At 68.9% G+C, this 13,098-nt stretch carries 13 protein-coding genes and 1 tRNA gene; 12 read left to right on the forward strand and 2 right to left on the reverse strand.

The window, feature by feature from the left end; all coding sequences use genetic code 11:
* The first annotated feature begins 8 nt into the window (after positions 1–8).
* The 3 genes from G5B31_RS13365 (at position 9) to G5B31_RS13375 (ending at position 2,777) form a co-directional block, all read left to right on the forward strand.
* Complete coding sequence (locus G5B31_RS13365; RefSeq protein WP_276616175.1) at positions 9–737, forward strand: phosphatidylserine decarboxylase; 729 nt, start codon at positions 9–11, stop codon at positions 735–737.
* Positions 737–1,513: a CDP-diacylglycerol--serine O-phosphatidyltransferase gene (pssA, locus tag G5B31_RS13370; RefSeq protein WP_165018459.1), complete on the forward strand. Its 777-nt coding sequence runs from the start codon at positions 737–739 to the stop codon at positions 1,511–1,513. Before G5B31_RS13365 ends, pssA begins: the two co-directional genes overlap by 1 nt.
* A 280-nt stretch (positions 1,514–1,793) precedes the next feature.
* Entirely contained in the window at positions 1,794–2,777 is a 984-nt protein-coding gene (locus tag G5B31_RS13375) for a Gfo/Idh/MocA family protein (RefSeq protein WP_165018461.1), read from the forward strand.
* Between the two features lie 283 nt (positions 2,778–3,060).
* On the opposite strand, the gene G5B31_RS13380 is transcribed toward G5B31_RS13375, so the two are convergent.
* Positions 3,061–4,887: a M3 family oligoendopeptidase gene (locus G5B31_RS13380; protein ID WP_165018464.1), complete on the reverse strand. Its 1,827-nt coding sequence runs from the start codon at positions 4,885–4,887 to the stop codon at positions 3,061–3,063.
* Between the two features lie 256 nt (positions 4,888–5,143).
* On the opposite strand from G5B31_RS13380, the gene G5B31_RS13385 reads away from it, so the two are divergent.
* The 8 genes from G5B31_RS13385 (at position 5,144) to G5B31_RS13420 (ending at position 12,613) form a co-directional block, all read left to right on the forward strand.
* The gene (locus G5B31_RS13385; RefSeq protein WP_165018580.1) at positions 5,144–6,538 is read left to right on the forward strand and encodes a circularly permuted type 2 ATP-grasp protein; all 1,395 of its coding nucleotides are present in this window, start codon (positions 5,144–5,146) and stop codon (positions 6,536–6,538) included.
* 52 nt (positions 6,539–6,590) lie between these two features.
* Positions 6,591–7,541 carry an alpha-E domain-containing protein gene (locus G5B31_RS13390; protein WP_165018466.1) on the forward strand — a complete coding sequence of 317 codons (951 nt, stop codon included), beginning with the start codon at positions 6,591–6,593 and terminating at the stop codon, positions 7,539–7,541.
* Entirely contained in the window at positions 7,541–8,350 is an 810-nt protein-coding gene (locus G5B31_RS13395; RefSeq protein ID WP_165018468.1) for a transglutaminase family protein, read from the forward strand. The genes G5B31_RS13390 and G5B31_RS13395 overlap by 1 nt, the downstream gene beginning before the upstream one ends.
* A 124-nt stretch (positions 8,351–8,474) precedes the next feature.
* Positions 8,475–9,197 (forward strand): proteasome-type protease, encoded by a 723-nt coding sequence (locus G5B31_RS13400; protein WP_165018470.1) that lies wholly within the window; start codon positions 8,475–8,477, stop codon positions 9,195–9,197.
* Positions 9,198–9,293: 96 nt separating this feature from the next.
* Complete coding sequence (locus G5B31_RS13405) at positions 9,294–9,605, forward strand: hypothetical protein (protein WP_165018472.1); 312 nt, start codon at positions 9,294–9,296, stop codon at positions 9,603–9,605.
* A 199-nt stretch (positions 9,606–9,804) separates the two neighbouring features.
* Entirely contained in the window at positions 9,805–10,686 is an 882-nt protein-coding gene (locus G5B31_RS13410) for a LysR family transcriptional regulator (RefSeq protein ID WP_165018474.1), read from the forward strand.
* A 248-nt stretch (positions 10,687–10,934) separates the two neighbouring features.
* Positions 10,935–11,798, forward strand: coding sequence for a YdiY family protein (locus G5B31_RS13415; protein ID WP_165018476.1), 864 nt, complete (start codon positions 10,935–10,937; stop codon positions 11,796–11,798).
* Positions 11,799–12,136: 338 nt separating this feature from the next.
* On the forward strand, positions 12,137–12,613 hold the full coding sequence (locus G5B31_RS13420) for an MmcB family DNA repair protein (RefSeq protein ID WP_165018478.1): 477 nt from the start codon (positions 12,137–12,139) through the stop codon (positions 12,611–12,613).
* Positions 12,614–12,638: 25 nt separating this feature from the next.
* Here the strand turns inward: G5B31_RS13420 and G5B31_RS13425 are convergent, their stop codons facing one another.
* Entirely contained in the window at positions 12,639–12,848 is a 210-nt protein-coding gene (locus tag G5B31_RS13425; protein ID WP_165018480.1) for a DUF6324 family protein, read from the reverse strand.
* A 124-nt stretch (positions 12,849–12,972) separates the two neighbouring features.
* Here G5B31_RS13425 and G5B31_RS13430 point away from each other — a divergent pair.
* Positions 12,973–13,049, forward strand: a tRNA-His gene (locus tag G5B31_RS13430).
* The last annotated feature ends 49 nt before the right edge of the window (positions 13,050–13,098 follow it).

Raw genomic sequence — 13,098 nt, forward strand, 5'->3', positions numbered from 1 at the left:
CTTTTCGTTTGCTCCGCCGCCCGCAGGACTGTAGGAGGCGCGTCATGAAAATGACCGAAACCTTCCTGAAGCCGATGCACCCCGAGGGGTGGAAGTTCGTTCCCGTCTTCGCCGCCGTGACGCTGGTGCTGTTCCTGATCTGGCAGCCGCTCGGCTGGATCGGCCTCGGCCTGACGGTCTGGTGCTACTACTTCTTCCGCGATCCGAAGCGGGCGGTGCCGCAGAACCGCGGCCTGCTGGTCAGCCCCGCCGACGGCGTGGTCAGCCTGATCGGCCCCGCGGTGCCGCCGCCGGAACTCGGCCTCGGACCGCAGCCGTTGTTGCGGGTCTCGGTCTTCATGTCGGTGTTCAACTGCCATGTGAACCGTGCCCCCATCGCGGGGGAGGTGACGGCAGTCGCCTACCGGCCCGGCAAGTTCCTCAACGCCTCGCTCGACAAGGCGTCCGAGGACAACGAGCGCAACGCGCTGGCGATCCGGCTGGACGACGGCCGCCAGATCGCCGTGGTGCAGATCGCCGGGCTGGTGGCGCGGCGGATCGTCTGCTGGACCAAACCCGGCCAGACCCTGCGCACCGGCGAGCGTTTCGGCCTGATCCGCTTCGGCAGCCGGCTTGACGTCTACCTGCCCGAGGGGGTGCAGCCGCAGGTTGCCCTCGGCCAGACCATGGTGGGCGGCGAGACGGTGATCGCGCTGATCGGGCAGGAGGCCCCCGCCCGTTCGGTGAGGATCGACTGATGGCCCGCGCGCCGAAGGCCCCGCGCGACCCGGCCCTGCAAGGGGACAAGCCTTCGGACCCCCAGCTTCACCTGCTGAAGCTGTTGCCGAACCTGGTCTCGATCCTCGCGCTTTGCGCCGGGCTGACCGCGATCCGCCTCGCCATCTCGGGCCGCATCGCCGAGGCGGTGTTCCTGATCGCGCTGGCCGCGGCGCTGGACGGGCTGGACGGGCGGCTGGCCAGGATGCTGAAAAGCGAGAGCGCCATCGGCGCCGAGCTGGACAGCTTGTGCGATTTCGTCAATTTCGGCGTGGTTCCGGGGCTGGTCCTCTACCTTTGGGGCCTGAGAAGTGAAATCGAGATCGGCTGGATCGCGGTGCTGGTCTATGCCGTCTGCTGCATGTTGCGGCTGGCGCGGTTCAACGTCGGCAGCCGCACCGCCGATCCGGCCGAGAAGACCGCCTTCATCGGCGTGCCTTCCCCCGCCGGAGCGATGCTGGCGCTGCTGCCGATCTATCTCAGCAACGTGACCGACGTCCAGCTGCCGCCGCTGGTGGTGGCGGCCTGGATGGTGGCGGCGGGGGCGCTGATGATCAGCCGCCTGCGCACCCCCAGCCTGAAGCGGATGACCATCGCGGCCTCCTGGGCGCGCTATGCGCTGGTGGCGGCGGTGGCCGGGGTGGCGGCGCTGATCACCTATCCCTGGCTGACCCTGCTGGTGCTGTCGCTGGCCTATCTGGCCGCGATCCTGGCGTTGGCGCTGGCCGGGCTGCGCAAGGGCGGGGAAAGGGCCTGAGCTTGGCGAAGGCCATCGCCTTCGCCACAGCGCACCATGTCAACCGGACCGGCCGGGCCTCAATGGCCCGGCCAGCGCCCGCCCGCCCCCTGGCGGGCGCTTCTCGCCCGCCCGGGCGGGCGCTGGCATTTCGTGGTCTCGTGCCGACAGGTCTCCGGATGCCACCGCCGCGCACGGGCGGGGGCGAGGCAATACCTCGCCTTTTTCCCGCCCGACCCCTTGGTTGCGGAGAATGCCGATAGGCCCTAGCCTTCGCCCATCAAAACCGGGGAGAGCGCGCATGAAGACCATCCGTTGGGGCATCCTTGGCGCGGCGAAATTCGCGCGCGAGCATATGGGGCCGGCGATCCATGCCGCCCACGGCGCGGAACTGGCGGCGCTGGCGACCTCGGACCCGGCCAAGGCCGAGGGCTTCCGGGCCTTCTGCCCCGCGCTGCGGCTGCACGACAGCTACGAGGCGCTGCTGGCCGATCCGGGCATCGACGCGGTCTACATCCCGCTGCCCAACCATCTGCATGTCGAATGGACGCTGAAGGCGCTGCGGGCGGGCAAGCATGTGCTGACCGAGAAACCCATAGCCCTGAAGGCCGAGGAGATCGACGCGATCATCGCCGAGCGCGACCGGACGGGCCTGCTGGCCGCCGAAGCCTATATGATCGTCCACCATCCGCAATGGCAGCGGGCGAAGGAATGGCTGCAGGCGGGCGAGATCGGCACCCTGCGCCATGTCGATGCGGCCTTTTCCTTCAACCTGACCGATGCCGGCAACATCCGCAACCGGCCCGAGACCGGCGGCGGCAGCTTGCGCGACATCGGCGTCTACACCTTCGGCTCGGCCCGCTTCGTGACCGGGGCGGAGGCGGTGGCGATGGAGGCGCGGGTGGTGCGCGAGAACGGCATCGACACCTATGCGCTGGTCTTCGGCACGATGGCGGGCAACGGCCGTGCCTTCACCTACCATTCCACCACCTCGATGCGGCTCTACAACCGGCAGGTGGTGACGTTCCAGGGCGACAGGGGGATGATCCGGCTGGAGGGCGGGCCGTTCAACGCCAATGTCAACGACATGGCCGAGGTGGAGCTGCATGTGCAGGGCAACCGCGTGACCGTGGACCGCTTCCCCGCCGCGCCGCAATACCGGCTGCAGGTGGAAGCCTTCGGCCGGTCGATCCGCGACGGCGCGCCCTGGCCCTGCCCACTGGAATTCGTGCGGGGGACGCAGCGGATGATGGACATGGCCTATGAGGGGGCGGTGGAGATCTGACGCCGGGTTCCCCGCGCGGAAGCCTCCTCCTGCCATCCCCATGGCGAAGGCGTGTGCCTTCGCCACAGCGCAACGGTTCAGCCTAGACCGGCCGGGCCCTCAAGGCCCGGCCAGCGCCCGACCCGCCCTTGGGCCAGGCGCTTCTCGCCCGCCGGGTCGGGCGCTGGCCTCTCGGGGGTTCTCGTGACTGCCGTCTCCGGGTGACATGTCGCGCAGGGGCGAGGGCGAGGCAGTGCCTCGCCTTCTCCCGCCCGGCCATATCGCGGATCGGTTCTGCCCCGCCTCAGGCCTCCAGCTTCTCCAACTCGTCGATGAAGCCGGCGATCATGTTCAGGCCCTTGCCCCAGAACGCCGGGTCGGAAAGGTCCAGCCCGAAGGGCGCCAGCAGCTCCTTGTGGTGCTTCGACCCGCCCGCCTTCAGCATCTCGAAATACTTGGCCTGGAAGTCGGGCAGCCCGCCCTCGTAGGCCGCGTAAAGCGCGTTCACCAGCCCGTCGCCGAAGGCATAGGCATAGACGTAGAAGGGCGAGTGGACGAAGTGGGGGATATAGGCCCAGAAGGTCTCGTAGCCGTCCATGAACTCGAAGGCATCGCCCAGGCTCTGCGCCTGCACCGACATCCACAGCGCGTTGATGTCGTCCGGGGTCAACTCGCCCTCGGCCCGCGCGGCGTGCAGCTTGCACTCGAAATCGTAGAAGGCGATCTGGCGGACCACGGTGTTGATCATGTCCTCGACCTTGCCGGCCAGCAGGGTCTTCTTCTCGGCAGGAGTCTTCGCCGCCGCCAGCAGCCGCCGGAAGGTCAGCATCTCGCCGAAGACCGAGGCCGTTTCCGCCAGCGTCAAGGGCGTCGCGGACAGCAGTTCCCCCTGGCCCGCGGCCAGCACCTGATGCACGCCATGCCCCAGCTCGTGCGCCAGCGTCATCACGTCGCGCGGCTTGCCGAGGTAGTTCAGCATCACATAGGGATGCACGGTGGTCACCGTGGGGTGCGCGAAGGCCCCGGGCGCCTTGCCCGGCTTCACCCCGGCGTCGATCCAGCCTTTCTGGAAGAACGGCCGGGCGATCTCGGCCATCTCGGGGGCGAAGGCGGCATAGGCTTCCATCACCGTCTGCTCGGCACTGGCCCAGTCCACCGTCTTCGGCTGCTCGATCGGCAGCGGCGCGTTGCGGTCCCAGACCTGCAGCTTGTCCAGCCCCATCCATTTCGCCTTCAGCCGGTAGTAGCGGTGGCTCAGCTTCGGATAGGCGGCGACCACGGCGTTGCGCAGGGCCTCCACCACTTCCGGTTCCACATGGTTCGACAGGTGGCGGCCGTGCTGGGGCGAGGGCATCTTGCGCCAGCGGTCGTGGATCTCCTTCTCCTTCGCCAGCGTGTTATGGACGCGGGAGAACAGCTTGATCTGCTTGCCGAAGCCCTCCGCCAGCGCCCGCGCCGCCGCCTCGCGCTTCGTGCGGTCGGCGTCGGTCAGCAGGTTCAGCGTCGCCTCCGGGTTTAGCGCCTCCTCCTCGCCCTTCACGCTGAACATCATCCCGGCTAGGGTTTCGTCGAACAGCTTGTTCCAGGCTGAAGCCCCCACCACCGACTCGTCGTGCAGGAACCGCTCCAACTCGTCCGACAGCTGGTGCGGCCGCATCGCCCGCAGCCGGTCGAAGACGGGCTTGTAGCGGGCGAGGTCGGCATTCGCGGCCAGCAGGCGGGCCAGATGGGCATCCTCCAGCCGGTTGAACTCCAGGCTCCAGAATACCAGCGGCGTGGTGGCGTCGGTGACGCGGCCCTCGGCATCGGCCATGAACTTCGCCCGCTCGCTGTCCATGGTGTTCTGGTAGTAGCGCAGGCCGGCGAAGGACATGATCCGCCCGGCGGCGATGTCGATCTGCTCGTAGGCCTGCACGGCGCCCAGCAGGCCCGCCGCGTCCAGCGTCGCCAGCTTGCCCTCGTAGGCGGCAGCGAAATCGGCGCAGGCCTTCTCCAGCCAATCCATGTCGGCCGCGAATTCCGGCGCGTCGGGGCCGGCGTAAAGGTCCGACAGGTCCCATTCCGGCAGGCGCCCGAAGCCCCCGGCCGAGCTGTTGGCGTCGAAGACGGGGCGGGGCAGGGGCAGGGTCATCGGCACATCCTCTTCTGGCTCTGCCGCCATCTAGGCCCGGCGATGCCCCGGCTTCAACCCCGCCCGCTTCACTTCCCCGGGGGCGCCGGCGGCGGGGAATGCCCAAGGATTGGGCAGTTGCGCAGCCCCCGGGCGGCAAATCGGGGCGTTCCGGCGCGGAAAGGGCTTTACCGGCACCGGGCGGGGCGGTTGGATGGGGAAAAGTGCAAGGGGGTTCGGGGTGGACAGCATCGGCAGGCGTGACGGCTTCGACGAGATGACCGGAACCGGCGGCGATCTGCGACAACCCTATGCCCGGCTGCAGGACTGGGTGCAGGCGATGCCGGTCGAACTCCGCTCCCTGAAGCAGGCCGAGGCCGAGGCCTTGTTCCGCCGCATCGGCATCACCTTCGCGGTCTATGGCGAGGGCGGCGACCCCGACCGGCTGATCCCCTTCGACATGTTCCCCCGCGTCTTCTCCGCCGCCGAATGGGCAAGGCTGGAGCGCGGCATCAAGCAGCGGGCGCGGGCGCTGAACGCCTTCCTCGTCGATGTCTACGGCCGGGGCGAGATCGTGCGGGCCGGGCGCATCCCCTCGCGGCTGGTCTACCGGAACGAGGCCTACGAGAAGGAAGTGGCGGGCTTCGTGCCGCCGAAGGGGGTCTATTCCCACATCGTCGGCATCGACATCGTGCGCACCGGGCCGGACCGTTTCCATGTGCTGGAGGACAACTGCCGCACGCCGAGCGGCGTCAGCTACATGCTGGAGAGCCGCGAGATCATGATGCGGATGTTCCCGGACCTGTTCCGGGAAAACCGGATCGAGCCGGTGGACAATTACTCCGAGGTGCTGCGCCGGACACTCGCCTCGGTCGCGCCGCTGAAATGCGACGGCGATCCGAACGTGGTGATCCTGACGCCCGGCCATTACAATTCCGCCTACTACGAGCATTCCCTGCTGGCCGACCTGATGGGGGTGGACCTGGTCGAGGGGCAGGACCTGTTCGTCGAGGGCGAATACGTCTACGCCCGCACCACCGAGGGGCCGAAGCGGGTGGACGTGATCTACCGCCGGATCGACGATGCCTTCCTCGATCCGCTGTGCTTCCGCCCCGACAGCATGGTGGGCGTGCCGGGGCTGATGGATGTCTACCGTTCGGGCGGCGTTTCGATCTGCTCGGCCCCCGGGGCGGGGGTGGCGGACGACAAGGCTGTCTATACCTATGTGCCCGAGATGGTGCGGTTCTACCTGGGCGAGGAGCCGCTCTTGGAGAACGTGCAGACCTGGCAATGCGGCAAGGCGGAGGACCTGGCCTATGTGCTGGACCGCCTGCCCGAACTGGTGGTGAAGGAGGTCCATGGCTCCGGCGGCTACGGGATGCTGGTGGGCCCGAAGGCCAGCCGCGAGGAGGTTGAGCGGTTCCGGGCGCTGCTGACGGCCGACCCGGGCAACTACATCGCCCAGCCGACGCTGGCCCTGTCCACCGTGCCGACCTTCGTCGAGGAAGGCGTGGCGCCGCGCCATGTCGACCTGCGGCCCTATTGCCTGGTGGGCGAACGGATCGAACTGGTGCCCGGCGGGCTGACCCGGGTGGCGCTGAAGGAGGGATCGCTGGTCGTGAACTCCTCGCAGGGCGGCGGCGTCAAGGACACCTGGGTGCTGGCGGAATGATGGCACGATTTTTCGGCGAAAAATCGGGGGTTTGCGTGAGGGGTGATCTGCAATGCTGAGCCGGACGGCCGAGAACCTCTACTGGATCGCCCGCTACATGGAGCGCGCCGACACCGCCGCCCGGCTGCTGGAGGTGGGCAGCCGGATCAGCCTGATCCCCACCGCCCACGGCTACCGCAGCGAATGGGACAGCCTGTTGCAGGCCACCGGCATGGCCGCCGGCTTCGCGGCCAAATACGGCGACCCGGTGCAGCGCAACCTGGAAAGCTGGCTGTTCTTCGACCGCGACAACCCTTCCTCGGTCGCCAGCTGCATCACCGCCGCGCGCGAGAACGGGCGGATCGTCCGCACGGCATTGACCACCCAAGTCTGGGATGCGCTGAACACCGCCTTCCAGGAGTTGAAGCAGCTGGAGCGGGAGGAGCGTTCCCGGCTGGACCTCAGCCGCCTGACCGACTGGGTGATGCGCCATGCCGCCATGCTGCGCGGCGCCATCGACGCCACGCTCTTGCGCAACGACGGCTTCAACTTCCTGAACATCGGCTATTACCTGGAGCGCGGCGACAACACCGCCCGGCTGCTGGACGTGAAATACTATGTCCTGCTGCCGCGGGTGGAATTCGTCGGCTCCGGTCTCGACAACTACCAGTGGACCACGCTTCTGCGCGCGATGGGGGCGCACCGGGCCTTCCACTGGGCCTATGGCGGCGAGGTGACGGCGGCGAAGATCGCGCATTTCCTGATCCTGAACCCGCAGAGCCCGCGCTCGCTGATCACCTGCGTCGGCGGCATCGCCAACCACCTGGCCCGCATCGCCAAGGCCTATGGCCGCGAGACCCCGGTGCAGGCGCGGGCCGGCGACATGCTGGCCGGGCTGGAGGGCGAGACGGTGGAGCGGGTCTTCGAGGAGGGCCTGCACGAATACCTGACCCGCTTCATCGGCGAGGCCGCGGCCCTGGGCCATGCGGTGCACGAGGCCTATTTCAGCGGGGAGATGCGCTGATGCTGCTGCACGTCGACCACGTCACCACCTACCGCTACGAGGCGCCGGTGCGCTCGGCGGTGCAGAGCCACCGGCTGACGCCCTCGCTTTGCGAGGGGCAGCGGGTGCTGGACTGGGAGGTGACGGTGACCGGCGGCACCCCGGGGGCGGGGTTCCGCGACGGGGCGGGGGATTTCGTGCAGGGCTGGACGGTGGCCGGGCCGGTCTCGGAGATCGCGGTGACGGTGCGGGGCAGGGTGGAGACCCGCGACACCGCCGGCGTGCTGCGCGGCCTGCGCGAAAGCGTGCCGCCGGAGGCTTATTTGCGCGAAACCCCGGCGACGGCGCTGGACCGGGGCCTGCGCGACCTGGCGCTGTCGGTGCAGGCCGCGGACCGGCTGGACCTCTGCCACCAGCTGGCGGGCGCGGTGGCCGGCGCCATCGCCTATGCGCCGGGCGCGACCCATGCCCATACCACCGCGGCCGAGGCGCTGGCCCTGGCCGAGGGGGTCTGCCAGGACCACGCCCATGCCCTGATCGCCTGCGCCCGGGCGCAGGACATCCCGGCGCGCTACGTTTCGGGTTATCTCTTCGCCGATGCCGAGGGCGCGGCGCAGGAGGCGGCCCATGCCTGGGCCGAGCTGCATGTGCCCGGCCTCGGCTGGGTCGGCTTCGATCCGGCCAACCGCTGCTGCCCGGACGCACGCTACATCCGCCTCGGCTCGGGCTTCGACGCGCAGGCGGCAGCGCCGATCCGCGGCATCGCCCGCGGGCCCGCGGGGCGGGAGGCGCTGGACGTGCGGGTCGCGGTGCTGACGGGAGAGCAATAGTGGCCGCGGCGCGCGCGCTTTGGCGGAAACCGCGGCGGAAACGGCGGGCCCGGGGCTTTTCAGGCCCGGCCCCAGCCGCTAGCAAGGGGCCGCGCGGGGGAATCCCGCCGGACCGGGAGGCGACATGACCTATTGCGTGGGACTTCTTCTGAACGCCGGCATCGTCTGCCTGTCGGACACCCGCACCAATGCCGGGCTGGACAACATCTCGACCTACCGCAAGATGTTCACCTTCGAGGACCCGGGCGAGCGCGTCATCGTCATCATGACCGCGGGCAGCCTCTCGGTCAGCCAGACCACGCTGGCGCAGCTGCGCGAGGCGATCGAGGCACCGGACGCGACCGAGGAGACCAGCATCATGCTGGCCCCGACCCTGCTGCAGGTGGCTGGGATCGTCGGCAACCGGCTGGCGGCGGTGCGCGAGGAGATCGACCACAAGCTCTCGGCCAGCCAGGGCGCCAGCGCCAGCATGATCGTCGCCGGCCAGCGCCGGGGCGGGGCGATGCGGCTGTTCCTGATCTACCCCGAGGGCAATTTCATCGAGGCGACCGAGGACACCCCCTTCCTGCAGATCGGCGAGCACAAATACGGCAAGCCGATCCTCGACCGGGTGGTGCGGCCGGACACCAGCCTCGCCGATGCGCAGAAGGCGGTGCTGCTGTCGATGGATTCGACGCTGCGGTCGAACCTGTCGGTGGGGATGCCGCTCGACCTCTGCGTGATCGAGCGCGACGCCTGCCGCGTCGGCCACCGCCGCCGGATCGAGGCCGGCGACCCGCAGTTCCGCGCCATGTCCGAGGCCTGGTCGAACGCGCTGCGCGAGGGGTTCGCGCGGATCTCGGTCTGACCGGCGGGCCTTGGCCGGCGAAAGGTGCGGATTGTCGCAGGGGGCTGGTCAGCGCCCGCCGCGCGGCCTAGAGTTTCCGGCGACAAGGAGAAGCCGATGCCCGCATTGATCCGCCTCTACATCCAGTCCGTGGCGATCGGCTTCGCGATCTCGGCCGGCTTCGCCGTGCTCTTGGTCTGGCAGGACGTGATGGGGATCGGCCGGCTGGTGCTGGCCTCGCCGCAGGGCTGGATCGCGGCGCTGATGCTGTTCGTCTTCAACGGCATCATCTTCGCCGGCGTCCAGTTCGGCCTGCGGGTGATGCTGATGGCCGAGGACGAGGGCCCCAAGGGCGGACTGCGCCAGCACGACGCGGCGGTGCCCGCGCCGGTTCCCGTGCGGGTGGAGGCCCGCGGCGCGCGGCGCTGACGCGCCTTCCGATCACGCATTGCGAACTCCGGTTGCAGGCGGCGGCGTCTTCGTGAACCCGTGCCCGCCCCGATGGGCGGTCCGCCGACCGGGTCCGGCCTCCGCCGCTTCTTCCCCTTGGCATTCCCCCCGCGGGATGAGTTGTTGCCCCCGGTAACGATGGGCCGGCGCCCGAGGTGCCGGCAAAGGGGGATGCGTCATGGACCTGCAACTGCTGAGAACCTTCCTTGAAGTCGCCGCCACCGGCTCTTTCGGCGCCGCGGCGGGGCGGCTTTTCGTCACCCAGTCGGCGGTCTCGCTGCGGGTCCACCGGCTGGAGGAACAGCTCGGCCGCCCGTTGTTCGAGCGCGGCAAGGGCGGCGTCGCCCTGACCCCGGCGGGGCGCGAGTTCCGCGGCTTCGCCACCGCGATCCTGCGCAACTGGGAACAGGCGCGGCAGCGGGTCAGCGCGCTGGACGGGATGCCGCTCGCGCTGGCGGTGGGGGCGCAGCCCTCGCTCTGGCCGCGCTTCGGCTTCGGCTGGCTGGACCGGCTGCGCGCCGCCCTGCCCGAGGTGGCGATCCGGGCCGAGATGGCGCGGCCCGAGGCGCTGACCGACCTGCTGCTGTCCGGCGCGCTGCAGGCGGTGCTCAGCTACGATCCGGTCACCCGCCCCGGCCTCGCCAACGAACGGCTGATGGAAGACCATCTGGTGCTGGTCAGCCCTTGGGAGGACACCGCCGTGGACGGGCTGGCCGGCCGCTATGCGCTGATCGACTGGGGGCCGGAGTTCCGCCGCTTCCACGACGATGCGCTGCCCGGCCTGGCCGAGCCGCAGCTGGTGCTGGGGATGGGCACGCTGGCCGCCTGGTATCTGCGCAACCGGCCCCTCGCCGCCTTCCTGCCGGCGCGCTACACCCGGAAGCCGATCGCCGAGGGGACGCTGTTCCTGGTGAAGGACGCCCCCACCTTCACCCACACCGCCTGGGCCACCTGGCGCGAGGACATGGATCAGCAGATGCGCGATGTTGCCTCCCGGACACTCCTCGAGGCCGTCGCGAAGGCCGAGGGCGAGACCGCCGAGGTGCTGGACCAGCTCTGACCCCTCCGCGGCGGGGCCGGCCCCGCCGCGCAACCCGCCCGTTTTCCTGCACAATGTGCCGCACCCCCTGCCGCCCGCCGCGGCAGGGGGTTTCGCTTGCGGATTTCAAGGGGCGCAGGTCACGAGAAATACTTGAGACCGTCTCAAGTATTCCAAATTTTTCTTCGTCGGATCATGGCCTTACCTCTTGCCTCACGAAAGCGGCGCCGCTGCCTGGCTCGCTGATGATGAGTGAAAGGAATGACGAGATGAAAGCTCTCAATCTTGTTTCCGCCTCCGTCCTGGCCCTCTCGGTGGCCGTGCCGGCCCTGGCGCAGGACAACCTCGCCGGGACCGATGCGCTGAACGACCGGATCGAGGACATCGAGCGGGACGTGAACGAAGACATGGCCCGGGCCGAGGATTCCGCCCGCTTCGGATCGCCGGAGTATGAGGAGGGGCTGAGCGGCAGCGTCTCGCTGGGCTATTCGGGCAAGACCGGCAACAACGAAAGCCAGGATCTGGCGATCGGCTTCCGGCTGCGCAATGCCTCCGGGCCCTTCGTGCAGACCATCGGTGCGGTTCTCGACTTCTCCGAGAACTCGGTCGAGAAGACCAAGGAAGACATCTTCGTGGTTTATGACGCCAACTACTACCTGAACGACAATTTCTACGTCTTCGGTCTGGCCCGGCTGGAGCAGGACGGCCTGGGCGACACGCTGACCACCGAGGACATCGCCAATGGCGTGGTGCTGGCCGACAAGGTCCAGCGCGATGCCTATGTCGGCATCGGTCCGGGTTACCGCGTCATCAACACGCCGGACATGACCTGGCGTGTGCAGGCCGGCATCGGAGTCAGCTACCTGAAATACGGTGACGACACCTCCTACACCGAAACGGGCTATCTGGCAGCCTCGCGTTTCTACGCCCGGATCAACGACAACGTCTTCCTGACCAACGACACCGACATCCTGTCCTCGGACACCGCGCTGCGGGCCAACAACGATTTCGGCGTCAACGTCAAGCTGACGGACACCCTGTCGACCCGCGTCAGCTATCTGACCGAATACAACGACAGCCGCCCGATCCGCACCGACAACCGGGTGGGCATCTCGCTGGTCATGGGCTTCTAGGGCCGGCGACCGACGACCGTCGATTCAAGGATATGAACTTGGGGGCAGGGCAACCTGTCCCCCTTTTCGTTTCGGGGTGGCGGGCCCGCAGCAACCGTGAGGGCCGGGGTTTCCCGAGAGCCAGAGGTCTCAGGTGGGCGCCAGATACCCGGACCAGGATCCGGGCAGAGCCAGCCCCCGTTCGCTTGCTTATCGGCCACTGGAAATTGGGCCCTTGCCACGCGAGGAGCAGCACCCGCCGAAAGGCAATGTAGGGCGGGGGGCGGCGCGCCGCAAGGACCGCCATCGCCGGGTCGCCCGGGCTGGACATCTGTTTCCCTTTCGTTCATGTTTCCGCCATGGATCAATCCGTCGAGATTCCGCCCGAACCCCTGCCGCCGATGCCGGGCCAGAAGCTCGCCCGCGGCGTGGCGCGCGCCTTGCGCGACCTGGATTTCGCCTGCGTGGAAGAGATGGTGCTGGCCACCGGCCTGCGGGTGGACCTGATGGCGCTCGGCCCCAGGGGGGAGCTTTGGGTGATCGAATGCAAGTCCTGCCGGGCGGATTACCGGGCGGACCGCAAGTGGCAGGGCTATCTGGACTGGTGCGACCGCTTCTTCTGGGCGGTGGACGCCGATTTCCCGGCCGAGCTGCTGCCCGAGGGCACCGGGCTGATCGTCGCCGACGCCTGGGGCGGCGAGGTGCTGCGGATGGGGCCGGAGGTGCCGCTGGCCGGCGCGCGGCGCAAGGCGGTGACGCAGCGTTTCGCCCGCCATGCGGCGCTGCGGCTGCAGGGCCTGCGCGACCCGGGGCGGGTTTTCGCCGAAAACCCGTAACGGATTTTCGCCGAAAATCCGGGGCTTACCGGCGCTTGCCGCGGCTGCCGGCCATCTCGCGCGCGGCTTCGGCCGCGGCGCGCAGTTCCTCGGCGATCTCCTCGGCCTCTTCCGGGTCGAAGTCCAGCGGCAGTTCGATCCCGCCCTCGGCCTCGATGTAGATCCGCACCATGCCCTGGTCGGTCGGCCCGATCTGGATGTCCGCCGCGATGTCGCTTTGCTTGTTGATGCCCATGTTCGCCTCCGGGGTCCTGCCGGGGCTAGCGCGGCCTCCCCCCGGGTGCAAGGGAAAATGCCCCGGCCGCCATCGCAGGATGCCCTTGCAATCCCGGGCCGGGGGGGCTAAATCCGCCCCGAGTGCAGCCTTAGCTCAGTTGGTTAGAGCACCAGATTGTGGATCTGGGGGTCCCCCGTTCGAGCCGGGGAGGCTGTACCATCCTTCCCCGACATCGTGATCTTCCCGGCCCGGCCTGCCGAAGCGGCAG

Source organism: Rhodobacter sp. SGA-6-6, assembly GCF_011043545.1.
GTDB lineage: Bacteria > Pseudomonadota > Alphaproteobacteria > Rhodobacterales > Rhodobacteraceae > Pseudogemmobacter.

Bases quoted from the DNA above. Each gene is read 5' to 3' on its own strand.
- pssA (WP_165018459.1), top strand. From the start codon at position 737: ATGGCCCGCGCGCCGAAGGCCCCGCGCGACCCGGCCCTGCAAGGGGAC.
- G5B31_RS13375 (WP_165018461.1), top strand. From the start codon at position 1,794: ATGAAGACCATCCGTTGGGGCATCCTTGGCGCGGCGAAATTCGCGCGC.
- G5B31_RS13380 (WP_165018464.1), bottom strand. From the start codon at position 4,887: ATGACCCTGCCCCTGCCCCGCCCCGTCTTCGACGCCAACAGCTCGGCC.
- G5B31_RS13385 (WP_165018580.1), top strand. From the start codon at position 5,144: ATGACCGGAACCGGCGGCGATCTGCGACAACCCTATGCCCGGCTGCAG.
- G5B31_RS13390 (WP_165018466.1), top strand. From the start codon at position 6,591: ATGCTGAGCCGGACGGCCGAGAACCTCTACTGGATCGCCCGCTACATG.
- G5B31_RS13395 (WP_165018468.1), top strand. From the start codon at position 7,541: ATGCTGCTGCACGTCGACCACGTCACCACCTACCGCTACGAGGCGCCG.
- G5B31_RS13400 (WP_165018470.1), top strand. From the start codon at position 8,475: ATGACCTATTGCGTGGGACTTCTTCTGAACGCCGGCATCGTCTGCCTG.
- G5B31_RS13405 (WP_165018472.1), top strand. From the start codon at position 9,294: ATGCCCGCATTGATCCGCCTCTACATCCAGTCCGTGGCGATCGGCTTC.
- G5B31_RS13410 (WP_165018474.1), top strand. From the start codon at position 9,805: ATGGACCTGCAACTGCTGAGAACCTTCCTTGAAGTCGCCGCCACCGGC.
- G5B31_RS13415 (WP_165018476.1), top strand. From the start codon at position 10,935: ATGAAAGCTCTCAATCTTGTTTCCGCCTCCGTCCTGGCCCTCTCGGTG.
- G5B31_RS13420 (WP_165018478.1), top strand. From the start codon at position 12,137: ATGGATCAATCCGTCGAGATTCCGCCCGAACCCCTGCCGCCGATGCCG.
- G5B31_RS13425 (WP_165018480.1), bottom strand. From the start codon at position 12,848: ATGGGCATCAACAAGCAAAGCGACATCGCGGCGGACATCCAGATCGGG.